Origin of the sequence: Amorphoplanes digitatis, assembly GCF_014205335.1 — a bacterium.
In the GTDB taxonomy this organism is placed as follows: Bacteria; Actinomycetota; Actinomycetes; order Mycobacteriales; family Micromonosporaceae; genus Actinoplanes; species Actinoplanes digitatus.
In genome coordinates, this window is record NZ_JACHNH010000001.1 from 6,887,339 (window position 1) to 6,911,601 (window position 24,263).

Annotated in this window: 17 protein-coding genes and 1 pseudogene; 9 read left to right on the forward strand and 9 right to left on the reverse strand. The window is 72.8% G+C overall.

From position 1 onward, the window contains the following. Positions 1-332: 332 nt before the first annotated feature. Genes BJ971_RS30075 through BJ971_RS30085 form a run of 3 tightly spaced genes read left to right on the forward strand, consistent with a single transcriptional unit; the run spans position 333 to position 5,158 of the window. Positions 333-1,382, forward strand: coding sequence for an AAA family ATPase (locus BJ971_RS30075; RefSeq protein ID WP_184996530.1), 1,050 nt, complete (start codon positions 333-335; stop codon positions 1,380-1,382). Position 1,383: 1 nt separating this feature from the next. Then, positions 1,384-2,673, forward strand: a complete 1,290-nt coding sequence (locus tag BJ971_RS30080; RefSeq protein WP_184996531.1) for a DUF58 domain-containing protein — start codon at positions 1,384-1,386, stop codon at positions 2,671-2,673. A 13-nt stretch (positions 2,674-2,686) separates the two neighbouring features. Further along, on the forward strand, positions 2,687-5,158 hold the full coding sequence (locus BJ971_RS30085) for a transglutaminaseTgpA domain-containing protein (RefSeq protein ID WP_184996532.1): 2,472 nt from the start codon (positions 2,687-2,689) through the stop codon (positions 5,156-5,158). 287 nt (positions 5,159-5,445) lie between these two features. Here BJ971_RS30085 and BJ971_RS30090 read toward each other — a convergent pair whose 3' ends face one another. The 9 genes and pseudogenes from BJ971_RS30090 to BJ971_RS30130 all read right to left on the reverse strand — a co-directional run bounded on the left by BJ971_RS30090 (position 5,446) and on the right by BJ971_RS30130 (position 17,855). Next, positions 5,446-5,832 (reverse strand): SCO2097 family morphological protein, encoded by a 387-nt coding sequence (locus tag BJ971_RS30090; protein ID WP_184996533.1) that lies wholly within the window; start codon positions 5,830-5,832, stop codon positions 5,446-5,448. Between the two features lie 91 nt (positions 5,833-5,923). Continuing rightward, positions 5,924-7,219 carry a DNA polymerase IV gene (locus tag BJ971_RS30095; RefSeq protein WP_184996534.1) on the reverse strand — a complete coding sequence of 432 codons (1,296 nt, stop codon included), beginning with the start codon at positions 7,217-7,219 and terminating at the stop codon, positions 5,924-5,926. Positions 7,220-7,251: 32 nt separating this feature from the next. Next, positions 7,252-8,394, reverse strand: a complete 1,143-nt coding sequence (locus BJ971_RS30100; RefSeq protein ID WP_239087401.1) for an alkaline phosphatase family protein — start codon at positions 8,392-8,394, stop codon at positions 7,252-7,254. After that, positions 8,391-9,137 (reverse strand): methyltransferase domain-containing protein, encoded by a 747-nt coding sequence (locus BJ971_RS30105; RefSeq protein WP_239087400.1) that lies wholly within the window; start codon positions 9,135-9,137, stop codon positions 8,391-8,393. Before BJ971_RS30105 ends, BJ971_RS30100 begins: the two co-directional genes overlap by 4 nt. 74 nt (positions 9,138-9,211) lie before the next feature. Beyond that, positions 9,212-9,703 carry an SSI family serine proteinase inhibitor gene (locus BJ971_RS41715; RefSeq protein ID WP_239087399.1) on the reverse strand — a complete coding sequence of 164 codons (492 nt, stop codon included), beginning with the start codon at positions 9,701-9,703 and terminating at the stop codon, positions 9,212-9,214. A gap of 56 nt (positions 9,704-9,759) precedes the next feature. After that, on the reverse strand, positions 9,760-13,101 hold the full coding sequence (locus BJ971_RS30115) for an error-prone DNA polymerase (protein ID WP_184996536.1): 3,342 nt from the start codon (positions 13,099-13,101) through the stop codon (positions 9,760-9,762). Positions 13,102-13,134: 33 nt separating this feature from the next. Next, the gene (locus tag BJ971_RS41720) at positions 13,135-15,339 is read right to left on the reverse strand and encodes a Y-family DNA polymerase (RefSeq protein WP_239087398.1); all 2,205 of its coding nucleotides are present in this window, start codon (positions 15,337-15,339) and stop codon (positions 13,135-13,137) included. Positions 15,340-15,800: 461 nt separating this feature from the next. After that, positions 15,801-16,598 (reverse strand): annotated as a pseudogene (gene imuA', locus BJ971_RS30125) (DnaE2-dependent mutagenesis accessory factor ImuA'); the annotation flags it as partial. A 741-nt stretch (positions 16,599-17,339) separates the two neighbouring features. Continuing rightward, positions 17,340-17,855 carry an SAV_6107 family HEPN domain-containing protein gene (locus BJ971_RS30130; RefSeq protein WP_184996537.1) on the reverse strand — a complete coding sequence of 172 codons (516 nt, stop codon included), beginning with the start codon at positions 17,853-17,855 and terminating at the stop codon, positions 17,340-17,342. 988 nt (positions 17,856-18,843) lie between these two features. Between BJ971_RS30130 and BJ971_RS30135 the strand changes: the two genes are divergently transcribed. The 6 genes from BJ971_RS30135 to BJ971_RS30160 all read left to right on the forward strand — a co-directional run bounded on the left by BJ971_RS30135 (position 18,844) and on the right by BJ971_RS30160 (position 24,261). Further along, entirely contained in the window at positions 18,844-19,647 is an 804-nt protein-coding gene (locus BJ971_RS30135; RefSeq protein ID WP_184996538.1) for an SDR family NAD(P)-dependent oxidoreductase, read from the forward strand. Positions 19,648-19,805: 158 nt separating this feature from the next. Then, positions 19,806-20,957, forward strand: coding sequence for a pentapeptide repeat-containing protein (locus tag BJ971_RS30140; protein ID WP_184996539.1), 1,152 nt, complete (start codon positions 19,806-19,808; stop codon positions 20,955-20,957). 37 nt (positions 20,958-20,994) lie between these two features. Then, the gene (locus BJ971_RS30145; RefSeq protein ID WP_184996540.1) at positions 20,995-21,483 is read left to right on the forward strand and encodes a YbaK/EbsC family protein; all 489 of its coding nucleotides are present in this window, start codon (positions 20,995-20,997) and stop codon (positions 21,481-21,483) included. Positions 21,484-21,520: 37 nt separating this feature from the next. Continuing rightward, on the forward strand, positions 21,521-22,972 hold the full coding sequence (locus BJ971_RS30150) for a glycosyltransferase family 39 protein (protein ID WP_184996541.1): 1,452 nt from the start codon (positions 21,521-21,523) through the stop codon (positions 22,970-22,972). Between the two features lie 9 nt (positions 22,973-22,981). Next, positions 22,982-23,683, forward strand: a complete 702-nt coding sequence (locus BJ971_RS30155) for a monooxygenase (RefSeq protein ID WP_184996542.1) — start codon at positions 22,982-22,984, stop codon at positions 23,681-23,683. After that, complete coding sequence (locus BJ971_RS30160) at positions 23,680-24,261, forward strand: GNAT family N-acetyltransferase (protein ID WP_184996543.1); 582 nt, start codon at positions 23,680-23,682, stop codon at positions 24,259-24,261. Before BJ971_RS30155 ends, BJ971_RS30160 begins: the two co-directional genes overlap by 4 nt. The last annotated feature ends 2 nt before the right edge of the window (positions 24,262-24,263 follow it).

Genomic DNA, 24,263 nt, shown 5'->3' on the forward strand with positions numbered 1-24,263 from the left:
GGGGGCGCCGCGCTGTTCTCTGCTAGGAGATCAGCACGGCCGGCTAAGAAGCAGGAAAGACCGAGCCATCCCTGCATAGTACCGGGCCCGATATGGCGGTGGCGACCGGTATCACCCGGGACGATTCGTAATGCATCCGGTATGCGTGTCTGGTTGACCGCGTGCCGTGATGGGTACTTGCGCCCAACTCGGCAGGTTGCATCGACCGGGCTAATCTGTGTTGAACGGGCGGCGAGCGCCGGAGGCCCACGGACCGCCGGCCGCCCGCGAACCTTCGGCTCCTCACCACGAAAGGCACGTGGCGAGGAGCTTGAACGACATGGAGGAGGCCCGTGACAACGCCAACCTGGGACCAGCCCGGCGGTCCCCTGCCGAGCGATGAGTTCCTCGCCGCCAGCGGCGCCATCGTGACGAACATCGAGCAGGTCATCGAAGGCAAGAGCGCCACCATCCGGCTGGCACTCGCTGTGCTGCTCGCCGAGGGCCACCTGCTGATCGAGGACGTGCCGGGCGTCGGCAAGACCAAGCTCGCCAAGGCTCTCGCCCGCTCGATCGACTGCTCGGTGCGGCGCATCCAGTTCACCCCCGACCTGCTGCCCAGCGACGTGACCGGGGTCAGCGTCTACAACCAGGAGACGCGCGACTTCGAGTTCAAGCCGGGCGCGGTGTTCGCCAACCTGGTGGTCGGCGACGAGATCAACCGGGCCTCGCCCAAGACCCAGTCCGCCCTGCTGGAGTGCATGGAGGAGCGGCAGGTCACGGTCGACGGCACCACCTATGAGCTACAGGCGCCGTTCATGGTCATCGCGACCCAGAACCCGATCGAGATGGAGGGCACCTACCCCCTCCCCGAGGCGCAGCGCGACCGCTTCACCGCCCGCATCGCGATGGGCTACCCGGACCCCCGGGCCGAGATGGCCATGCTCAACGGCCACGGCGCGCACGACCCGCTCAACGACCTGCGCGCCGTCGCCGACGCCACGCTCGTGCGCCGGCTCATCGCGACCGCGCGCGACGTGCACGCGTCCGAGGCCGTGCAGCAGTACGCGATCGCGCTGGTCACGGCCACCCGGGAGGCGCCGGAGATCCGCCTCGGCGCGTCGCCCCGCTCCACGCTCCAGCTCATCCGCACGGCCAAGGCCGTCGCGGCGCTCGAGGGCCGCGACTACGTCCTGCCCGACGACCTGCAGACCCTCGCGGTGCCGGTGCTGGCGCACCGCATCATCCCCACGGCCGACGCCCAGCTCAACAGGCGCACGACCGACGCCATCGTGGCCGAGATCGTGCACCGGCTCCCGTTGCCGCACGACCGCAACCGCTCGCCCTACGACACCCGCGCCACCGGCGGCGTGACCGGGCAGTACGAGTCACGGGGACGCTGACATGCGGGAGGCTATGCGGGGAATGACCACCCGCGGCCGCTCGTTCCTCGCCGCGGCCGCGGCCGCCGGGGTCTCCGCCATCGTCCTCGGCGAGAAGGACCTGCTGCGCGTCGCGGTCCTGCTGGCGGCGCTGCCGCTGCTCGCCGCGGCGTATGTCGGCCGCAGCCGCTACAAGCTGGCGTGCACCCGCTCGCTGGAGCCCGGCCGCGCGCCGGTCGGCTCCAGCGCACGGGTGATCCTGCGCCTGCAGAACCTGTCCCGGCTGCCCACCGGGACGCTGCTGCTCGAGGACCGGCTCCCGTACGCACTCGGCAGCCGGCCCCGGGTGGTGCTCGAGCGCCTCGGCGCGCACCAGGCCAGCTCGGTGGCGTACACGGTCCGTGCCGACGTGCGCGGCCGCTACCCGGTCGGCCCGCTGGTGATCCGGCTGACCGACCCCTTCGGGCTCTGCGAACTGACCCGCTCGTTCCCGAGCGTCGACCGGCTCACGGTCATCCCGCAGGTCGTCTCGCTGCCGGCCGTCCGGCTCGCCGGCGAGTACGCGGGCACCGGCGACAGCCGCGCCCGTTCGGTCGCCGTGCACGGTGAGGACGACGCGGCCACCCGCGAATACCGCCGCGGCGACGACCTGCGGCGGGTGCACTGGCGCTCCACCGCCCGTACGGGCGAGCTGATGGTCCGCCGCGAGGAACAGCCGTGGGAGAGCCGCGCCACCGTGGTGCTCGACACCCGGCTGGCCGCGCACCGCGGCGAGGGCCCGACCGCGAGCTTCGAGTGGGCGGTGTCGGCGGCCGCGAGCATCGCGGTGCACCTGCGCCACGCCGGCTACAAGCTGCGGCTTGTCACCGGCACCGGCGTTGACGTCGACGCCACCGAGATCGGCGGCGAGGGCGCGATCCTTGACACCCTCGCCGACGTGAAGCTCAGCAGCGCCGGCGACATCTCGGTGCTTGTCGAGCAGGTGCGGCGCCGCTCCGACGGCGGCCTGGTCATCGGCCTGTTCGGCACGCTCAGCGTCGCCGAGGCCGAGGTGCTGACCGGGCTGCGCGGCAACGGCGCGACCTGCATCGGGTTCGCGATCGACAGCTCCACCTGGGTGAACATGATCCCCGGCGACCGCACCGAGGCCGACCGGGCGCACGGCGCCTCGGCCATGGCGCTGATCCGCAGCGGCTGGCGCTCGGTGCCGGTCGCGCACGGCGACTCCCTCGCCGCGCTCTGGCCGGCGGCCGGCCGCGGCTCGCAGGGATTCGCGTACCGGGCGGCGATGGCGGAAACGGTGGGACGATGACGGGGGTTCAGCGGTGACCGGGCGACGACGACTTGGCCTCGTGGCGGCGGCCGCGACCCTGCTGGCCGCCGCGCCCCTTTCGGCGATCTTCGACACCTGGACGTGGCTGCTCCAGTGCATCCTCGCGGTCGGCCTCGTCGCCGGCGCGGCGGTGCTCACCCGCACGCTGCGGTTCCCGACCTGGGCGCAGGCGATCGCCATGGTCGGTGTCCTGCTGCTGACGCTGACCTGGATGTTCCCCAGCGGCGACGAGCTGCTGTCGCTGATACCGTCGCCGGCCACGTTCAACCACTTCGGCGAGCTCTTCACCGAGGCCGGCACCGACACCCGCTCATACGGCGTCCCGGTACCGGACCGCGACGGCCTGCTCTTCATCGCGGTGCTCGGCATCGGCACGGTCGCCATCGCGGTCGACATGCTCGCCGTCGTCGCCCGCAAGCCGGCCCTCGCCGGCCTGCCGATGCTGGCGATCTACTCGGTCCCGGTCGCGGTCTACCTGGACAGCGTCCCGATGCTCACCTTCGTCATCGGCGCGACCGGCTTCCTCTGGCTGCTGGTCGCGGACAACGTCGACCGGGTACGCCGCTTCGGCCGCAGGTTCACCGGCGACGGCCGCGACGTCGACGTGTGGGAGCCGTCGCCGCTGGCCGCGGCCGGGCGCCGGCTCGCGGTGATCGGGATGGCCGTTGCCGTGCTGCTGCCGCTTGTCGTACCGGGCATCAACACCGGCCTGCTGAACAGCCTCACCCAGGTGGGCGCCGGCACCGGCGTCGGCGGCAACGGCACCGGCGGCAACGGGCGGATCAACCTCTTCGCGCTGCTGAGCGGCCAGCTCAACCAGGCGCAGGTCACCAACTACGTCCGGGTCACCACGAACGAGCCCGACCCGTTCTACCTGCGCTTCGGCGTGGCGGACGTGATCACGCAGGAGGCCGTCACCAACCGGACGCCGACCGGCCGGCCGCTGTCGCGCGGCCTGGACGACCCGCGCCAGAACGGCGCCACCGCGGGGGTGCAATACACCCAGTACCACGCGGACGTGGAGATCACGAACGACTTCAACCAGACCCTGGCCCCGGTCTACTCGACGATCATCGACACGGACGGCCTCGACGGCGCCTGGCTGTACGACCCGAACACCCAGGTGGTCTTCTCCAACCGCACGACCACCAGGGGCAGGAAGTACTCGTTCGACTACGTCCGCGCCAAGTACACCCCCGCCCAGCTGCGGACGGCCGAGGCGCTCGCCCGCGACGACCCGCTGCGCACCCAGTTCACCGCCGTGCCGGACGACCCCGAGGTCCAGGCGCTGGTGGCCGGCCTGATCAAGAACCAGCGCACCGAGTACGACAAGATCTCGGCGATCTACCGCTACTTCTCCCGGGACAACGGCTTCACCTACAGCCTCCAGACCACGGACCCGCAGGCCGGCAAGTCCGCGATCGTCACGTTCCTGAAGGAGGGCAAGGCCGGCTACTGCCAGCAGTACGCGGCGGCGATGGCCTGGATGGCCCGCGAGGCGGGCATCCCCGCCCGGGTGGCCTTCGGCTTCACGCTGGGCAGCACCCGCGACGGCGACGCGTACGTGCTCACGAACCGCAACGCGCACGCGTGGACCGAGGTCTACCTGGACGGCTTCGGCTGGGTACCGTTCGACGCCACCCCGGCGGCGGCCGTGGTCGGCTCGGCCCGCTCCGCCTGGGCCGAGGACCCGGACGCGGTGGCCACCCCGTCGGCGTCCTCGACGGCGACGGTGGCGCCGGGCACGGACCCGTCGGCGGCGCCGGGTGCCGCGCAGCGCCCGGACCGGGACGTGGACAACGGGGCTCTGAACTCACCGGGCGCCGGCATCCAGGCAAGCGTCTCCTCGGCGACCATGCTGACCATGGCGCTCGTCGCGGTGTTCCTGGCCCTGCTGGCGGTGCCGGCCCTGCGCCGGATCCTCGTCCGAAGACGCCGCCACTCCGCGACGATCCCGAAGACGACGGCGGTGGCGACCGGGGGCCCGGCCCCGCCGGACGGCCGCGAGGTCGTGGTGACCACCGAGACGGTCCAGGCCCGCGAGGACGCGCACGCGGCCTGGGACGAACTGGTCGACACCATGATCGACTACCGGGTGCCCGTCGACCCGACCGAAACCCCGCGGCACACCGCCCAGCGGCTGGTCCGGGAGGCCGAGCTGACCGACTCGCCGGCCGAGTCGGCGGTGCTGCTCGGGCGGGCCGAGGAGCGGGCCCGCTACGCGCGGCAGCCGCTTCAGGGCGGGGAGCTGACGGTGGCGCTGGGCCAGGTCCGCAGGAGTCTCGCCAGGACGGCGACCAAGCGGACCCGGATCGTGGCGCTGCTGCTGCCGCCGTCCGTGATGCTGCGCTGGCGGATGGGGCTCGGCGACATGTCGGCCCGCTGGGTGGGCCTCTTCAGCACCGGGCGGGACTGGCTGATCCGCTTCAGCCCCCGGCGGTTGCTTGCGGGCCGCACCCGCTGACCGACCCACACCCCGAACGCCGCCCGGCCCCACAGGCCGGGCGGCGTTTCGCACATCCGGGCGCCGGTCGGCAACTGCTCCCGCGGTACGTAGGGCCACGCCCCGCAGGGCCGCGGCACGCAGGGGCTCGCCGCGCAGGGGCTCGCCGCCCGGCGCGGGCATAGCAATGAGCGGCGTCCCTGGTTGAGGACACCGCTCGGGTGTTCGGCGGCTCATCGTCGTGATGGGCCGCGCGGATACGGCGATGGCGGCCGGCAGGCCGCCATTTTCGTCGTCGCTGTCGCCGGCTAGCGGTGGCCCTCGGGACGCTGACGCCAGCGGTCCTCGAGCCGGTCGATGAAGCCCGCCTTCCGGGTCTGCCTGGTGCGGCGGGTCGCGGTGCCACCGACGGCGTGCAGGTCGGGTGCCTGCCCCTTCCGGCGGCTCTGCATCGCGAACGCGGCGGAGGCCAGCATGACCACGAACCCGGCCACGCCGAGCGGCGTATTGCTGCTCACCGTGCCGTAGACAACCAGTGCCAGCCCAGCGACGATCACGAACGCGGCGATGACGAGTCGACGCCGGGCGTGGAAACGCGGGTCGCTGGCCCGCACTGCGGAGGCGAATTTGGGGTCCTCGGCAAGCGACTGCTCGATCTGGTCGAACAGCCGCTGCTCGTGCTCCGAGAGCGGCACGGCATTCCTCCCCGGGCGCATGTCCGGCCCCCCGGCGGTGGTGCAGGTGGGCCGATGGTGCGAGACAGCCGTCCGGCTGCCTAATCGCAGTCTACGAGGGCGGTGGCGGGTCGGAAAGCGGGACGACCGTTGAGTGCGGGTGATTTTCGGTTCGACGTAGATCGGTTTGTCCCAAAAGACTGGCCGGTACGACGATGGAACGCCCGAAGCGGGCCGCCGCGGCGTCCGTCGCGGCCTCCGCCTCGCGCCAGCCGCGGTCCGGTTCACCCAGGCTGAGCTGGCGAGACGCGCCCGCCGCCGGGGCGAGCCCGTCGACCCGGACGCCGACGAGACGGATGGCCTCGGCGGGGCGGAGCGCCTCGAACAATGCCCAGGAGGTCTCGAAAATCTCGCGTGCCACATCGGTGCCCGTCTGCATCGTGCGCGACCGGTTGACCGTGCGGAAGTCCGTCACGCGGATCTTGATGGTGACCGTGCGGCCCACGTGACCGCCGGCCCGCAGCCGGACACCCACCTTGTCGGCGAGGGCGAGCAGGCTGCGGCGGATCGTGGCCGGATCGGTGACGTCGGTGTCATAGGTCATCTCGGCGCCGATCGACTTCTCCGCCTGCTCAGGCACGACCCGGCGGGGGTCGCGGCCCCAGGACAGCTCGTGCAGGTGCGCGGCGGACGCCTCGCCGAGCGCGCCGCGCAGCATCCGGGGCGGCGCCGCGGCCAGGTCGCCGACCGTCATCAGGCCGAGCCGGTGCAGCGTCTCGGCGGCCCGCTCGCCCACGCCCCACAGCGCGCCGACCGGCAGCGGGTGCAGGAAGTCGAGCACCTGACCGGCCGGCACGACGATCATGCCGTCCGGCTTGGCGCGGGTGGAGCCGAGCTTGGCCACGAACTTGCTCGGCGCGACCCCGACCGAGCAGGTCAGCCGCTGCTCCTCGGCGACCCGCGCGCGGATGTCGCGGGCGATCGCCGCGGGGCGGCCCAGCAGCCGCTGCGCGCCGGAGACGTCGAGGAACGCCTCGTCCAGCGAGAGCGGCTCGACAAGCGGGGTCACGTCCCTGAAGATCCGCATGACCGCGTCGGAGGCCGCCGAATACTCGGTGAAGTCGGGCGGCAGGAACACGGCGTGCGGGCAGAGCGCGCGGGCGCGCCCGGCCGGCATCGCGCTGCGGACCCCGTAGCGCCGGGCCTCGTAGCTCGCGGAGCTGACCACGCCGCGCGGGCCGACGCCGCCCACCACGACCGGCCTGCCGCGCAGCTCGGGGCGGCGGCGGACCTCGACGGCGGCGAAGAACGCGTCCATGTCGACATGCAGGATCGGGCAACCCGCGTCGTCGGCCTCCGGCCCGAACCGCGGATCGCGCCCGCCGCCGATGGCCTGACTTCGTCCCATGACCGGAGGCTATCGGCCGGGTACGACAGAACTCAGCGGGCGATCAGCAGCGGAACGGTCATCTCGGCCGCGGTCACCGACCCGTGGTAGGCGACCAGTCGCCCCACCGCAGCCGGCTCCCGCCCGCTCGCCAGCACCACGGCCCGCCCCTGGCAGATCACCACGACCTCGCCGATGCGGTCCAGGTGCGCCGGAGACACCGGCCCGAACCAGCCCTCGGCGACCGCTTCCTCGCGCGCAAGCACCCAGGCCGACGGTCCCAGCACCCCGCGCCAGGCCGCGATGACGTCATCGCGCGCCCCGTCCGCCACGTACAGGTAACGGACCCGCGGCTCGCCGGAGACCGCGACGATCCCGGCCGAGAGCGCCGGGTCCCGGTCCAGGTCGACGCGCCCCTCGGCGGGCACGTTGAGCTGCCCGTGATCGGCCGTCACCAGCAGCGCGGCGCCGGCCGGCAGCCCGTCGACCAGCCGGGAGACCAGCTGACCGACCTCCGCCGCGGCCGTGCGCCACGGCGGCGAGTCGACGCCCGCCGCGTGCCCCTGGTGATCCAGATCCGGGTGGTAGCCGTAGACGAGGCCGGGCCGGTTCAGCGCCGCCAGCATGCCCGCCGCCAGCTCATCCGGGTTCGCCGCGCCGACGAACCGGGCACCCCGGTTCGCCGCGACCGACAGACCGGTGCCCTCGAACTGCGGGCGGGTCACCTGGGTGACGTTCACGCCGGCCGCGGCCGCCCGCTCGAAGCAGGTCGGCACCGGCTGCCACTGCGCCGGGTCCGGGTCGGTGCCCCACTGGATGTGGTTGAGGATGCCGCCGTCCGGCAGGCGCAGGGTGAAGCCCAGGATCCCGTGCGCGCCCGGCGGCGCGCCGGTGCCGAGCGTGACCAGGCTGCACGGGGTCGTGGACGGAAAACCCACGGTCAGGTCGCGGCCCGGGAGATCCCCCAGGATCGGGGCGTACCCGGCGACGACCGGAAGCTGGTAGCTGCCCAGCCCGTCGACCAGGAGCACCGCGATCCGGTCGACGCCCTCGAGTTCGGCGCGAAGCCCCAGCACGTCCGTCGTGCCGGGCACCCCGAGCAGCGCGCACGCGCTGGGCATCAGGTCGGCAAGGCTGCTGACCCCGTACGCCGGCCGCACCGGCTCGAACGCCTCGGGCGGCAGCAGATCTGTCACGGGCGCCGCGCGAAGAGGTGCAGCTGGGAGGCGATGTCGCGGAACGGCGGCCGGGCCGAGAGCGCCAGTTCGAGGTTGAGCATCGCCTCCGGGTCGGCCTCCACGACCGCCGCCGGCACCAGGTCCGCCAGCACGCGTACCCCGTGGATCTCCTCGATCGTGAGGCCGGCACCGCCGAGCAGCGCCGACGCGGTCTCGGCGTCGTAGCGCCGGCGCAGGGTGTCCCGGTTGCCCGCGCGGCCGTCCGGGTCGTCGATCAGCGCCGACGCGGCGCCGAGGTGGCCGTTGACCGCGCGGCCCAGCACCGCCGCGGCCCGCCCGGCGACGAGCAGGCTGAGCGCGCCGCCCGGGCGCAGGGCGGTCGCGATGGCGGCGACCACCTCGGCCGGGTCGTCGACGACCTCGAGCACGGCGTGGCACAGGATCAGGTCGGCGCTGGCCGGCGCGACCAGGCCGGCGAGCGCGTCGCCGTCGCCCTGCACCGCCCGGACCCGGTCGGCTACGCCCGCGTCGGCGGCGCGCCGGGTCAGAGCGGCGAGCGCGTCAGGGCTGGCGTCGACGACGGTGACGGAGTGTCCGGCCTCGGCGAGCGGTACGGCGAACCCACCCGTCCCGCCGCCGACGTCGAGCACGGTCAGCGACCGTCCGGCGCTGCGCTCGAGTTCACGCCGCAGCACCGCCCAGACGGCTGCGGTACGCACGGTGACGGGCGATCGGGGGGTACGCGTCGATGCGGTGTCCACCTGCGCAGCGTATCGGCCGCGTGCCGCGATGGGGCGGCGAGCGGTGGCCCGCCACTCCATGAGGTGCGGGTCGGTCAGAAGGTCATGAGCACGCCGGTGGTCCGGTTCATCTCGCAGCGGTTGCCGAACCGCCGCGACCAGTCGACCGGGCGGCCCCGCCATCTGCCCTTGATCTGCGCGGTGACCGGCGCGTACTCCAACGTGCACGGCGTCGCGGCGGGCTTGAGCAGGCCCGGGTCGCCGTCGACCTTCGTGAGCAGCCGGCAGGCCTTTACCTTCTTCGGGTGGGTGCCGCCGGCCGGGTGGCAGCGCAGCACGACCGCGGCCGCGTACCCGTTGAAGGCCATGTAGCTCAGGGTCAGCTCGGTCTTCGGCCGCGCCGCGCTGATCACCGCGCCCGGGCTGCCGGTCCCGGCGGTCAGCCCGATCTTCGCCCGCGCCGCGCTGATCACCGCGCCCGGATTGCCGGTCCCGGCGGCGACCCGGCTGCCGATCGCCGCCGCGGCGGGATCGGCCGTGAGCAGGAGTGCTGCGGCGGCGGCCGACGCGGCGACGGCGCGGATCATGGCGAACTCCCCCAACCTCGGAGCAAATCATATGAAAAAGGAAATATAGTCCCCTCTCACCGGAAATCACGGGATGCCGGGCTGACCGGCGGGGCAATGGCCTCCAACCGGTCCGCCACCAGGTTGAGCACGCCCTCGGACTTCTCCAGCCGCCCCCGCACGATCAGCGCCGTGCTGGTCCGGGCCACCCGCCGGTAGCGCTGCCACAGGCCGGGCGAGCAGGTGACGTTGAGCATCCCCGTCTCGTCCTCGAGGTTGATGAAGGTGACCCCGCCCGCCGTCGCCGGCCGCTGCCGATGGGTAACGATGCCGCCGACCCGGATCCGGGTACCGGCCTCGACCCGGCCCAGCCGCGCGATCGGCAGCGCACCGACACGCTCGAACTCGGCCCGGATGAACTGCGCCGGGTGCGCGTCCGGTGACAGGCCGGTCGCCCAGACGTCCGCGACGAGCTTGTCCACGTCGGCCATGCCGGGCAGGGTGGGCGCCTCGGTGCCGGTGACCGTACCCGGAAGGCGGTCCGGCCGGTCCTGGGCGGCGGCGCCCGCCGCCCACAGCGCCTCGCGCCGCGAGAGACCGAAACCCGCGAAGGCATCGGCGGTCGCGAGGGCCTCCAGGTGGGCGGTCGCGCATCCGGTCCGGCGCGCGAGATCCGCCATGTCCCGGTACGGGCCGTGCGCGCGCCGCTCCTCCTCGATGCACCGGGCGAGCTCGTCGCCGAGGGTACGGACGCTGGTCAGCCCCATCCGCACGGCCGGACCACCGAGCCCCCAGGCGTGCGGCGGCTCGCCGGGCTCGCTGCACCAGCGGGTACGCGGCGTCGACTCCAGGGTCGCGGCGGCGTCGCTGGAGTTGATGTCCGGCCGGCGCACCTCGACACCGTGCCGGCGGGCGTCGTCCACCAGCGACTGCGGCGAGTAGAAGCCCATCGGCTGCGCGTTGAGCAGTGCGGCGCAGAAGGCCGCCGGGTGGTAGCGCTTGAGCCAGGCGCTGGCGTAGACGAGGTACGCGAAGCTCATCGCGTGGCTCTCCGGGAAGCCGTAGCTGGCGAACGCGGACAGCTTCACGAACAGGTCGTCGGCGAGTTCCCCGGTGATGCCGCGCTCGGCCATGCCCGCGTACAGCCGGGCCTTGATCCGCTCCATCTTCTCCACGGACCGCTTCGAGCCCATCGCGCGGCGCAACTGGTCGGCCTCGGCCGGGTCGAAGCCGGCGACGTCGATCGCCAACTGCATGAGCTGCTCCTGGAACAGCGGCACGCCGAGGGTCTTCTCCAGCGCGTTGCGCATCAGCGGATGCGGGTAGGTCACCTCCTCGAGGCCGTTCTTGCGCCGGATGAAGGGGTGCACCGAGCCGCCCTGGATCGGGCCCGGCCGGATCAGGGCCACCTCGACGACCAGGTCGTAGAACACCCCCGGCTTGAGCCGGGGCAGCGTCGCCATCTGCGCCCGGCTCTCCACCTGGAAGACCCCGACGGAATCGGCCCGGCACAACATCGCGTAGACCTCGGGATCGTCCAACCGCATGGTGCTGATGTCCAGGTCGGACTCGATCATGTCGTACGCGTAGTGCAGCGCCGAGAGCATCCCCAGCCCCAGCAGGTCGAACTTGACCAACTCGATCGCCGCGCAGTCGTCCTTGTCCCACTGCAACACCGTGCGCCCCGGCATCCGCCCCCACTCGACCGGGCACACCTCGATGATCGGCCGATCGCAGATGACCATGCCGCCGGAGTGGATACCCAGATGCCGCGGAAAGCCCTGCACCTCGTTGGCGAACGCGAGAACCTGCTCCGGAACCTCGTCCACGTCGACCGACGCGACACTGCCCCACCGGTCGATCTGCTTGCTCCACGCGTCCTGCTGCCCGGGCGAGAACCCGAAGGCCTTGGCCATATCCCGTACGGCGGAACGCGGCCGATAGGAGATGACGTTGGCGACCTGCGCGGTGTGCTCCCGCCCGTACTTGCCGTAGACGTGCTGGATCACCTCCTCGCGGCGGTCCGACTCGATGTCCACGTCGATGTCCGGCGGCCCGTCCCGCTCCGGTGCGAGGAACCGCTCGAAGAGCAGGTCGTACTCGACGGCGTCCACGTTGGTGATCCGCAGCGCGTAGCAGACCGCCGAGTTGGCGGCCGAGCCCCGGCCCTGGCAGTAGATGTTCTGGTCGCGGCAGAACCGCACGATGTCGTAGACGACCAGGAAGTACCCCGGAAAATCGAGCTCCTCGATCATCCGCAACTCGTGCTCGATCTGCGCGTACGCCCTTGGGTGCGCCTGCGGCGGCCCGTACCGCTCCCGCGCGCCGCGCATGGTCAGCTCCCGCAGCCAGCTCATCTCGCTGTGCCCGGCCTCGGGAATGGGAAAATCGGGCAGCCTCGGCGCGACCAGATTGAGGTCGAAGGCGAGATCCTCACCGAACATCGCGGCGTTCTCGACCGCACCGGGATAGGCGGCGAACCGCCGCTTCATCTCGGCCCCGCTGCGCAGATGGGCGGTACCCGCGGCCGGCAACCACCCGTCCATGTCGTCCAGGCTGCGCCGCGCCCGAACCGCGGCGAGCGCGGTGGCGAGCCTGCGCCGCGCCGGGGTCGCGTAGTGCACGTTGTTGGTGGCGACGATCTCCAGCCGTCGGCCGAGCGCGAGCTCGTGGAGCGCGTCGTTCCGGTCATCGTCGTAGGGGTCGCCGTGATCGGTGAGCTCCACCGCGACGTTGCTACGCCCGAAAAGATCGACAAGCCGGTCCAGCTCGTACGCCGCCGCCGGCACGCCGCCCTCCGCGAGCGCCCTGGGAACGCTGCCCTTGCGGCAGCCGGTGAGCACCAGCACGTGATCGCGCAGGACCGCGGCGACGTCCTCCAGGTCGCCGTACGCCGGCTTGCCCTTCTCCGCGCCGTCGAGCTGACCCCGGGAGATGGTGCGCGCGAGGCGGGCGTACCCCTCGGGCCCGTGCGCGAGGGCCAGCAGGTGACGGCCCTCGGGATCGGCCTCGCCGTTCTGCGGCCTGGTGAGGTCCAGGGAGAGCTCGGACCCGAAGACGGTGGGCAGGCCGAGCTCCCGCGCGGCCTGCGAAAACCGCACCACCCCGTAGAAGCCGTCATGGTCGGTGACCGCGAGCGCGGTGAGCCCGAGCCGGGCGGCCTCCTCGGCAAGCTCCTCGGGGTGGCTGGCACCGTCCAGGAAGCTGAAATTGGTGTGGCAGTGCAGCTCCGCGTACCGGTCCGTGCTGGGGCTCCGGAGCAGGGCGGGCGCCTGATAGGGCTGCCGCTTCCGGCTCCAGGCGGGCGAGTCCCCACCGTCCGCGTCGACGGCGAGCGGGTCGACGACGTGCAGATGCCGCTTGCCGGAGAGCGTGCCCTCGAGCGTGGACCACGGCATCCGCGGATTATGAAAACTCATCGCCACCACCAACCCTGACCGGTGACCGCCGCGCTAGTCATAGATGGCCTCCACGGCCCAGTGCCCGGAGACCAGGGAGAGCAGAAACGCCCGCCCGTCGACGACGGCCATCTGGAAACGGGCCCGCCGCCGAGCCTCGACGGGCGCCCACCAACGCTCGTCGACCGGCCATGGCCCGGCCCACCCGACGATCTCCACCCGCCCGCCGCCCCCGGCCGGCCCGCCGTTCTCGATCAGCAGGAACGCGGGTTCACCGGAGAGCTCAAGCCGAGCACTGACCCCGACCAACTGCCCGCCGGCGTCCAGCACCACGGCAGGCAGTGCCTGCGGAAGAACCAGGGCGGGCGCAGGCCGAGGCAACCGACCAGGCCAGGACGGCAACGGCACAGCCCGCTTAACCCCCCGCCCCCTCCCCACCCTCCCAGCCCCCACTCCCTGCCCAGCCCCCACTCCCTGCCCAGCCCCTGCTCCCTGCCCAAGCCCTACTCCCTGCCCAGGCCCTACCCCTTGCCCTGGGCCCGCGCCTTGCCCTGGGCCCGCGCCTTCGCCCGCTTCCGCACCTTCATCCGCTTTCGCCTGAGGCACTTCCGCCGCTTGGGCCGCGCTCCTTTCGATCGCCTTGCGCGCCCCATCCCGGACCGCGTCAGACCGCCCGACGCCCTTCAGCGATGTCGCGTCTTCCTCCCGTGCATCCCGTTCCGCGGTTGCCAGGGCCGTGCCCGCCTCTTCGCCATCGCATTCGGCATCGCGCGAGATCTCCAGCGGGGCGGCATCGGGCACCACCTTCAGCCCTCGCCGCGTCTTGCCAGCCGTCCCCCGCTCCCTGCTTCCGCCCGGCGACGGGTCGTGGTCCTCCGGCGGGGCCGAACCCCCGGCCGACGGCAAAGCGGCACCGCCGGCCGACTGCGAGGCGAGGTCCTCATCGGCCGGTGAGGAAAGACCCCCGACGGACGACCAGGCGGGGCCGTCAACCGGCGCCGGGGCGGATGTCAGCGCGACGAGGGCGGGCGTCTCAGCCGGCGATACGGCGGCCGCGTCGAACGCCGGCAGCGGCGTGAGCAGGTCACCGCTGGGCCGCGCGGGTGCGCGCTCATCGCCCCAGGGCACCAGGCGAACCTGGTCGTCCGCGGACCGCCCGCCGCCGAGCACGGCGGTGACCACGGCCTCCGGTCCGAGCAGACCCTGGATGCGGCTCAGGGCACGGTGGGCTCGTTCCCGTTCGGAGCCCGCGTCGCCCCAGAGGCCGGGCTGTAATCCGAGGTGGACGAGCACCCCTTCGGGCACGAGCCGCAGCCGGACCAGTCCCGCGGTCGGCCGGTTGGGTGCGCCGCGCCGGGCGCCGGTGAGCCAGCCGTCGAGCTGCCACCGTACGCGCTCGGCGATGGCCGCGGCCGTGAGCGTGCCGTCGTGCCGCCAGACCCGGTGCAGTTCCTGCCCGTCGGCGGTAACCGCCTCGATGCCGAGCCGCGTGCAGGCGAGCCCGTGCGCGGCGAGCAGGTCGTGCAGCCGCTCGGCCAGCACCCGCCCAGCGAAGGCGGCCACATCGACCCGTTCGAGCGGCTCGTCGTAGGTGTCCTGGACATCCAGATCCGGCGGCGGCCGCCGCACGGCCAGCGGCCGATAGTCGAGCCCGCCGGCCAGCCGATGCGCGAGCGCCCCGTCGAACCCGAAACGGGTCAGCACATCGGAGGCCGGCAACGCCGCGAAGTCCCCCAGGCTCTTGATCCCCAACCGCCGCAGCAGGTCGGCCAGCTCGGGCCGCTCCAGCGCCTCGACGGGCACCCCCGCCAAGAACTCCCGGGTACGCCCAGCAGCAACGACCTGCCCGGCACGCGCCGCAAGCCCGGCGGCGAAGACCCCGTCCGCGATCCCGACCTGGCTCTCCACGGAGCAGGCCTGAGCCACCTGCTCGACGATCCGCTCAGCAGCCGGCAACTCACCACCGAAGTACCGGGCCGGCCCGCGCGCGGCAAGCGCACAGGCACCGGGCCGGATGACCTCGACCCCGACGGCAACCTCCTCGACGGCGGCGACGACCGGCTCGAAGGCCCGAGCATCCCGCCCAGGATCGTGCTCGACCACGACAAGGTGAGGACACCGACTCTGCGCCTCCCGCCGCCGAAGCCCGCGCCGCACCCCCTCGGCGCGCGCAGCCTCGGAACACGCCAGAACCCGGTTTCCCCGCAGCACGACAACGGCCTCGGCGGCAGGAACCCCATCCACGATCTCGGCGGCCATGACTGGCCAGTCCGGACACCAGACGAGCAGGGTCCGCACCCCGGCGCTGCCCCCACTCACCCGAACCCCACCGAGAACAACCCCGCCTGCCCACCGTCGCCCCGCTCACCCGAACCCCACGGCGAATCCAGCTCGACAGCACCCGCCGGAAGCATCGCCGCAGACGAAATACGTGTAACGGAGGCAAGCGGACCGAAGCGTGCGGAGACCCGGTCCTCCTCCCCCACCCCCACAGAAGCCCGGTCCACCCCCACAGAGACCGGGCCCTCCCCAGCCACCCCCGCACGAACCCGACTCACCCCAGCCAGCCCCGCAGGGACCCCACCCTCCCCCGCCAGTCCCACAGAAACTCGCCCTCCCCCGGCCAGCCCCGCAGAGACCCGACTCACCCCAGCCAGCCCCGCACGAACCCGGCTCGCCCTCGCAACCCCCGCAGAAGCTCGGCCTTCTCCGGCCGGCCCTGTGAGGGCCGGGTCGTCATCGGCGGCTGGAGGTGATGCCGGGGAAATGGTGGTGGGGCGGCGACGAGGTGGGATGCCGGGGGCGGGGTCGTTCGGGGGTGGGGCGGTGACTCCCGGCATCCAGATGGTGATCTCCTTGGGCCGGGCCGCCGCGCCCCGGCCTCGGGCGACAATGGTGACCTTCCGGCGGCGCAGCCTGCCGTGGCCCGCGCCGAGTCCTTCCCACTGTCCGTGCGTGACCTGCAACGTCACATCGGCGCCGTCCCACCGTCCGTAGGGCATCAGGACGCAGCCACGCTGCCGCGCCCGGGCCACGAGCCGGCTGGTGATCGACGGGGAGAGCTGCCCGGGCACGGCGACGACCACCACGTCCACGCCGTCGATGAGGGCGGCGACCACGGTGGGCCACTCAGGACCGGGATCGGGAACCAGCGCCAGCCGGTCCAGGGTGATCCCACTCTCGGCAGCGGCCAGCGCGCCCAGCGCGGGAACGCCGACAACCGCACACCACGATCCGGCGCGGGAAGCCGCCGAGATCAACGCCAGCAACAGCGAGGTACTGCCCACCAAGGACCTTGATGAGTTGCGGTGCGCTCCGTGCGCTAATCCATCGGGTTCGGGGGAACGGCCGGTGGCGACGGCGATGGTGGTGCCCCGGCGGAGGCTCCGGCTCGGGAGCAGGCCACTCAATTCCGGCAGCACCGGCAGCACCCGGTTGGCTCCGAAACCGTCCGCCTCGCCGACTGGACGGATCAGGTCAGCAAGGGCCGCAGCACCGTTGATCATGCGCCCGGCCATTTCCCCGCCTCGCCTTGAACCCATTGAAGTTGATCTTTAAAGTCACGGCCCACCCGAGGCCACGACATAAGTCCGAACACCGAACCGGCCACGCCGGCCGGACCAGCACCCCACCGCCGACGCCACACGGGCGCGGACCGGCGAGACCATCGGGCGCGACAGCCACGACAAGACCGTCCCGCACACCGAGGCCGCGGACGTAGCCGTCAGCGTCGCCGGCGTCCGGGTCAGCGCCACCAGCACCCAAGCCCACGTCGCCGGCGTCCGGGCCGGCGTCGCCAGCACCCAAGTCCGCATCGCCAGCACCCAAGCCACGTCGCCGGCGTCCGGGCCGGCGTCGACCGCGTCATGAGCACCCCGCTTCCGGAGAGCGTCGCGGCGGCTCTGGGCGGGCCAGCCGCCACCGGGTCGAGTGGCCGCTCTCGACGTTGACCTGCTCGCCCGGTACCCGCAGGGACGGGTCCCGGGAGCCCCGCCAAAGGCGCGCGGCCTGGCCCACGCCAGCTGCGAAGGACACCCGGCTGTCGGCCTCCGCGTCCGAGCCGGGAAGCGCGTCCGGTCGCAGCCGGCGCCGTGTGATCTGCGTGCGCGAACGGCACGCAGCCGGTCCGGCGCGCCCTCGACGTGGCGGGGTCGGTCGCGTTTGCTCGGGACGGCTCGACATCGGCATCACCGAAGTGGCTACGTGGGGCGGGTCGGCCCGATTCGGCGATCGAGGGCGACGGCCCGGGGTCCGGGTGGTCAGGCGGCCTCGAGGGTCGGCTGGTAGGCCAGGCCCAGCACCGATTCGACAAGCGAGACGAAATGCTCCGCGGCGCGGAGCAGGTCGTCCGCCTCGCGTTCGCTGACTACCCGGGGGATGCCCGCTTCGGCGGCCGAGCGCTTGGCTGCGCCCAGGGCGAAGTAGCTCGCCCAGTCGCTGAACTCCGGCGCCACCAGAACAAGGAGAGACCAGGCGCTTGTCACCCGGCCGCGCTTGGTCGGCGCCGCCGGACGGGCCCGGGCCGCGAGCACCGCCGCCGCCGCGCGCAGCGCCGCCAGGTGCGCCGCGGCGTAGCGCAGGCCGTCAGGACGGGTGTGTGCCGCTTCGGCCAGGCCCTGGCGGGCGATGGCGAGCAGCTGGGCAGGCGTGCGGCTCGGCAGCAGGTTGGCCGGAACCGTGGGTGCCGCCTGGGCCGCGGCCGTTGGCGCGTGCGCGTGCGCCAGTAGGCCGGGGCTCGGTTGCCTGGGCACCGGGTAAGCCGGGTTGCTCACCATGGTCTCTCCTCGCGTGTGTCGCATCCGACGTGCTGGTCGAACCGATCCCGCTGCGGAGGAAGGCACAGCGGTTGTGGCAGCCGGCCGGGTGTGAAGCTTCCCCACACCACACCCGGCCGGGCTTGCCGGCGGGTCCGTCGCCCGCCGCCCGGGGGTCGAGGGCGGCGAACGACGGTCCTGCCTCGTGCCGGTCCGAGCCCGCGAATGCCCGGACCTCGCGTGCGGCGCTTCGCGGGCGCCGCACGCGGGAGCCCGCCGCGAAACGTGGCTCCCGGTCAGTCAGCCCGAGCGATCGCCTGGCACAGGAGTTCGAACCAATCGAACACTCGTTCTAACTACGAATGAGAGTACACCGTGGGTCCGACAAAAAAGCAACACGCGCGGCGGCGGCCGGAGCGGCCGGAGATCACCTACGACGGGCCGCGCCAACGACAGGAGAGCCGCAGGTCACGGGCGGGGAACCCCAGCGACGTCGCGGGTCCACCGGATCCGCACAGCCGGGCTCGGACCGGGGCGCGGACCGGGGCGCGGACCAGGCCCGAAGCGGGTTCGAACCGGACCCGGAGCGGCCCGGAGCATCCCGGACCGGACGGGACCAGACGGCCGATCCGACCGGATCCGAGCCGACCCGGACCGGACTCGAGCGGGCCGGAGCGGGCCGGAGCGGGCCGGAGCGGACCGGAGTGTGCCCAGAGCAGGGCCGGAGCGGGACCCAGGCAGACCCGGAGCGGGTACGAAGCGGACCCGGATCGAACCCCGAGCGGGCTCGAGCCGGAGCCGAGGCGGAGTCGGAGCGGCTCGGATCGGGACCGAAGTGGGACCGGGCGGAGCGGGACCGGCGGGCTGCCGCGGGCCGGCATGGGGCGTCGGTGGGCTCGGCGGGCCGGCCGGGCGGGTGCGGGCGCCACGTTCGTCGATCCTTTTGTGAGACCCAGTGCCAGAATGCACGGTGGTGCGGCTGCCGCACCGACGACCAAGGGAGTACGGAATGCCACGCACCGTCATGATCACCGGGGCCAGCTCGGGTGTCGGCCTGGCCGCGGCCGAACAGTTTGCCGCACAGGGCGACCAGGTGATCGTGGTCGGCCGTAGCCCGAGTCGGCTGGGTGCGGCGATGGCGCAGGTCCGGGCCGCCGCGACGGGGCCGGAGCCGGACGAGTTCCGTGCCGACTTCGATTCGCTCGACGAGGTGCGTGATCTGGCGGCGAAGGTGCTGGCGGCGTACCCGTCGATCGACGTCCTGGCGAACAATGCCGGCGGCATGCCGGGGTCCTATGTCCGCACCGTGGACGGCTTCGAGTCCACGATCCAGGGCAACCACCTGGCGCCCTTTCTCCTGACCAACCTGCTGCGCGACGCGCTGCGCGGCGGCCGGGTGGTGAACACCGCGTCGCAGGCGCACCGCGGGGGGCAGGCGAATCCGGACGACTTCACCGGGTCGGCGCAGAGCCACAGCATGTGGCAGGCGTACGGGGCCAGCAAGTCCTCGAACATCCTCTTCGCCGCGGAGGCGGCCCGCCGCTGGCCCGACATCACCTCGGTGTCGTTCCACCCGGGCATCGTGCGCAGCAATTTCGGCACCGGCGCGGTGATGCGGCTCTTCTACCGGTTCGCGCCGTTCCTCACCAGCTCCGAGAAGGCCGGCGCCCTGCTCTGCTGGCTGGCGACCGCGGAGGTCACCGACGGCGCCTACTACGTCGGGCACCGGGTGACCGCGCCGGACCGCCGGGCCGCCGACCCGGAGCTCGCCGCCAGGCTCTGGGACGCCAGCGCCGCCGCCGTCGGCGTGTAGGAGGGGCGGGTTGCCGCGGACCGGCGCGTAGCGACTGTGAGTCGATGAGTGCGGCCGCCGATCTCAACCTTCGGTCCGACGGCCCGTCACCACGCCGGAAATGATCACGATTATCGGGGCTAACATCGGGTGCCATGCGCCGACCAAGACCATCGATCTTGAAGTTGCAACGAAGTGGCCGGCTCAGAAGACCCCGTCCTGAACGGACTCGGGCCGATCGGTGGCAGCGGTGGACGAACATCGGCGGCCTGATCTCCGTCCTCCTCGTCGGGATCGGCCTCTACATCACCGGAAGCTTCAACCGTGAGCAGGCGGAAGCCACCCGCCGCCAGCTGGAGATCGCGGTGCAGGGCCAACAGGCGGAACGATTCGTCAAGGCGATCGACCAGCTGGGCCAAGAGGGTAAAGACAAAATCAGCATCCGGCTCGGCGGCATTTATGCGCTCGAGCGGTTGATGCGGGAGTCGAGCGAATACAGGCCTACCGTGATCGAGGTGCTGAGCTCGTTCATACGCCAGCACTCACCCCGCTCCGCAGTCGCGGCTTCAGGTACGCCGGCTTCCCCCACGGACATCCGGGCCGCCTTCACGGTGCTGGGACGCCGCCCGGACCCGTTCGCAGGGCAAGACACGTTCGTCGACGTCGGCGACGCCCGCCTCGGCCTGGGCGGAATGAGAATTCGCGACGCGAGGTTCTCGAACATCGACCTACGGGGATCGAATCTGAGCGGAGCCCGGTTCGACAATGTGGTATTCCTGGAATCGAACTTCGCCGGCGCGGACCTTCGCAAGGCCGATATCGGCAACATATGCGCGTTCGTGGCGTCCGACTTCCGGAAGGCCGATCTGCGCGGCGCCGTTTTCAGTTCGGCGAACCTAGGTGATGACTACGAGACGCCGGACCTGGAATACGACGAGACGAGCACCCTATTCAGACACGTGTCGTCGGTCGGATCTAACTTCGACGGCGCGAGCATGAGTGGATCCCGCTTCCGGGTCTCGAAGCTGACGAAGAGCCGATTCGTCGGGGCGGACCTGCGGAAAGCGGACCTCTCCCTGGCCGAACTGAATGACGCCAATCTCGAGAAAGCCGACCTTCGCGGCGCGGATCTGCGTGGCGCGGATCTGAGCCGAGCCAATCTGCACGGCGCCGATCTGCGCGGAGCTGACCTGCGGAAGGACTCGGTGACCGGGGAGGGAACGAACCTCGCGACGGCCATAGGACTGACATCGCAGCAGCTTGCGGGAGCAATAGTGGATTCCACCACCGTGCTCCCCGATAAGGCGGCTCCAAAAGGGACGCGGGGCTGACGACCACGACACCCACCCCACCGGGCACAATGGTCCGATGGAGAACCATCCCAACGTGCAGGCGGTCGAGGCCGCGCTCGTGAACGCGGACGCCCGCACCGCCGACGGCGGTGCGCCGCGGATGACCGTCTTCGACGAGGGCGTGCACACGGCCGCCGCGGCGGCAGCGGCCCTCGGCGTCGAGGTAGGACAGATTGCCAACTCGCTGATCTTCGACGCGGACGGTGAGCCGCTGCTCGTGCTCACCTCCGGCGCGCACCGGGTCGACACCCGGAAAGTCGCGGCCGGGCTGGGGCTCGCGAAGCTGGGGCGGGCCACGCCCGAGTTCGTCCGGCTGCACACCGGCCAGCCGATCGGCGGCGTCGCCCCGCTCGGGCATCCGAAGCCGGTGCGCACCCTGGTCGACACCGCCCTCGCGGGCTACCCGGAGATCTGGGCCGCGGGCGGGGTGCCCCAGGTGGTCTTCCCGATCACGTACGCCGAACTGCTCCGTGTCACCGGCGGCACCGCTATAGACGTGGCGTAGCGCCATCGACACCGACATAAAGCGGCGGGAGACGGCGGTGCTCGCCGCCGTACCGTTCGCGGTCACGCTGGTCGTGACGTTGATCGGGATCGGCGAGCGGCAGCTCTGGCGCGACGAGCACGCCACCTGGTGGGCGGCCTCGCTGTCGTTCGCCGACCTGCGGCGGTTCGCCGAGACCGTCGACTTCGTGCTGGTGCCGTACTACGTCCTGCTGCACGGCTGGACCGCCGTGTTCGGCGACTCGGCCGTCGCGCTCCGGCTGCCCTCCGCGCTGTGCATGGCCGGCGCCGCCGCCCTGACCGCCCTGGTCGGGCGGCGGCTCTTCGACGCGACCGCGGGGCTGTTCGCCGGCCTGCTGCTGGCGGCGGTCCCGGCGGTCACCCGCTACGGCCAGGAGGCCCGCCCGTACGCGATGGCCGTGCTCGCCTCGGTCGCCGCGATCCTGCTGCTGCTCCGCGCGCTGGAGCGCCCGTCCGCGCTGCGCTGGCTCTGCTACGGCCTCGCCGTCGCCTGGGTCGCCGCCAGCCACCTGGTCGCGCTGATGGCGCTGGCCGCGCACCTGGTCGCCGTCGCCGCGGCGGCCCGGGCGGACCGGGAGCGGCGGCGGCGGATCCTGGTCGGCTGGGCGGCCGCGGCCGGGTCCGCCGTGCTGGTCAGCGCGCCGCTGGTGCTCGTCGGGCGGGGGCAGGGCGGCCAGATCAGCTGGGTACCCGACCCGACCTGGGAGCGCGTGCAGCAGTTCCCGGCCGAGTTGTTCATGAGCCCGGCGGCGGCCGGGTTCTTCCTGGTGTTCGGCCTCGCCGCGCTGGCCGGGCTGGCCTTCAAGGACCGCGTGGGCGCCGCGATGCTGGCCGTCTGGGTGCTGCTGCCGCCGGTGCTCGCGTACTACACGTTCCACGAGTTCTCGTTCTTCTACCCGCGCTACCTGCTCTTCACGATTCCGGCGTGGGTGCTGGCCGCCGCGTACGCGCTGCGGCGCCTCACCGCCGAGGCCGGCGCCCGCGGTGCCGGCGCGGCCGTGCTGGCGGCGACGCTGGCCGGGCTGAGTTTCGCGAGCTGGGACCAGCAGGTGCTGATCCGCGGCGACGGGATATTGACCGAGTTCGGGTTCCGCTCGGCGGCCGCCTTCATCCGGGTGCACCAGCAGCCGGGCGACGCCGTCGTCTTCACCGGCTACCAGTACGCGTACCGCGGCTTCCGCTACGAGTGGCGCGACCTGCCGCCCGACCGGCGACCTCGGGAGGCGCTGATCGACGCGTCGCGGGCGCCGAGCTGGTCGTGGCGGCAGCGGGCCTGCCAGGACCCGGCCGCCTGCCTGGCGGGCACCACCCGGATCTGGGTCGTCTCGACCGATCCGCGGGGGCTTCCGCTGGACGAGTTGCTGCCGCCGGAGCAGGGCACGGTGATCGAGGCCCGCTACGACAAGATCGGCGAGACCTCGTTCCCCCGGCTCAGGGTCACCGAGCTCAGGATCAAGAGTGCTCCGTAGCCTGGCGGGATGAGCGCCGTACCGCCGCTGGTCACGCTGCACGTGTGGCGGGTGCCGCGGCGCGCGCTCGGCGGCGCGCTGCTGCGGATGGCGGTCGATCGCCGGCGGCTGCGGGCGCTGCCCGGCGTGCGCTTCGGCAAGCTGCTCGGCACGGCCACCGGCACGAGCTTCGGCCCGGGCGACGCCGACCTGACCCGGTACGCGGCCGTACTGGCCTGGGACAGTCCGGCCGGCGGCGACCTGGGGCCGGCCGGGGCCGCGTGGGGCCGGCTCGCTGAGCAGGCCGCCCGGGTCGACCTGACCCCGCTGGCCAGCCGCGGGCGCTGGTCCGGCCGGGAGCCGTTCGGCGACCCGCGCGGCGGGCGCGCCGACGGCCCGGTGCTCGCGCTGACCCGGGCCCGGCTGCGCCCGGCAAGGGCGCTGACGTTCTGGCGGGCGATCACGCCGGTGGCTCGGGAGCTGGCCGCGGCGCCGGGGCTGCTCGCCCGTTTCGGCATCGGTGAGGCGCCGATCGGCTGGCAGGGCACCGTCAGCCTCTGGCGCAGCGAGACGGATCTGACCGGCTTCGCGTACCGTCAGCCGGAGCACCGCGCGGTGATCGCACGCACGCCGGCCGCCCGGTGGTACGCCGAGGACCTGTTCGCCCGGTTCGCGGTGCGCGACATCAGCGGCGACAGGGCCGTGCTGGGCTGGCAGGAAGGAGAGCGATGAGGCTCGTTCCCTGGCAGCCGGACGACATGCTCCGGCGGCTGGACGACGTGGTGAGCGTCTACGGCGAGGCGATGGGTTACCGCGCCGAGCTGTTGCAGACCCGCCGCGGCTACATCGGCGCGCACGTGCGCCGGGCCGGATTCCGGGCCGTCGCCACCCTGACCACCGACGGGCACCTCGCGGGTTTCGGCTACGGCTACGTCTCCGGGCCGGGCCAATGGTGGCACGACCAGGTGCGGTCCGCCCTCGACGAGCCGGCCCGGCGATTCTGGCTCGGCAGCTGCTTCGAGGTCGTCGAGCTGCACGTCCGGCCGAGCGCGCAGGGCCACGGCATCGGCGCCCGGCAGCTGCGCGCGCTGCTGTCGATGGCCGACGGCTCGACCGTGCTGCTGTCCACGCCCGAGGCGGACGAGCAGCGTTCCCGGGCCTGGCGGCTGTACCGCCGGTTCGGCTTCTCCGACGTGCTGCGCGACTTCATCTTCCCCGGCGACGAGCGCGCGTTCGCGATCCTCGGCCGGGAGTTGCCGCTCGCGAGCCGTCCGGCGACCGAGGACGCGCCCGGAACCGTCGGCATCTAACG

What these genes read in the sequence shown, in the direction of transcription:
- BJ971_RS30080 (WP_184996531.1), top strand. Translation starts at nt 1,384, where the DNA reads ATGCGGGAGGCTATGCGGGGAATGACCACCCGCGGCCGCTCGTTCCTC.
- BJ971_RS30095 (WP_184996534.1), bottom strand. Translation starts at nt 7,219, where the DNA reads ATGGGACGAAGTCAGGCCATCGGCGGCGGGCGCGATCCGCGGTTCGGG.
- BJ971_RS41715 (WP_239087399.1), bottom strand. Translation starts at nt 9,703, where the DNA reads ATGATCCGCGCCGTCGCCGCGTCGGCCGCCGCCGCAGCACTCCTGCTC.
- BJ971_RS30115 (WP_184996536.1), bottom strand. Translation starts at nt 13,101, where the DNA reads ATGAGTTTTCATAATCCGCGGATGCCGTGGTCCACGCTCGAGGGCACG.
- BJ971_RS41720 (WP_239087398.1), bottom strand. Translation starts at nt 15,339, where the DNA reads ATGGCCGCCGAGATCGTGGATGGGGTTCCTGCCGCCGAGGCCGTTGTC.
- BJ971_RS30130 (WP_184996537.1), bottom strand. Translation starts at nt 17,855, where the DNA reads ATGGTGAGCAACCCGGCTTACCCGGTGCCCAGGCAACCGAGCCCCGGC.
- BJ971_RS30135 (WP_184996538.1), top strand. Translation starts at nt 18,844, where the DNA reads ATGCCACGCACCGTCATGATCACCGGGGCCAGCTCGGGTGTCGGCCTG.
- BJ971_RS30145 (WP_184996540.1), top strand. Translation starts at nt 20,995, where the DNA reads ATGGAGAACCATCCCAACGTGCAGGCGGTCGAGGCCGCGCTCGTGAAC.
- BJ971_RS30155 (WP_184996542.1), top strand. Translation starts at nt 22,982, where the DNA reads ATGAGCGCCGTACCGCCGCTGGTCACGCTGCACGTGTGGCGGGTGCCG.
- BJ971_RS30160 (WP_184996543.1), top strand. Translation starts at nt 23,680, where the DNA reads ATGAGGCTCGTTCCCTGGCAGCCGGACGACATGCTCCGGCGGCTGGAC.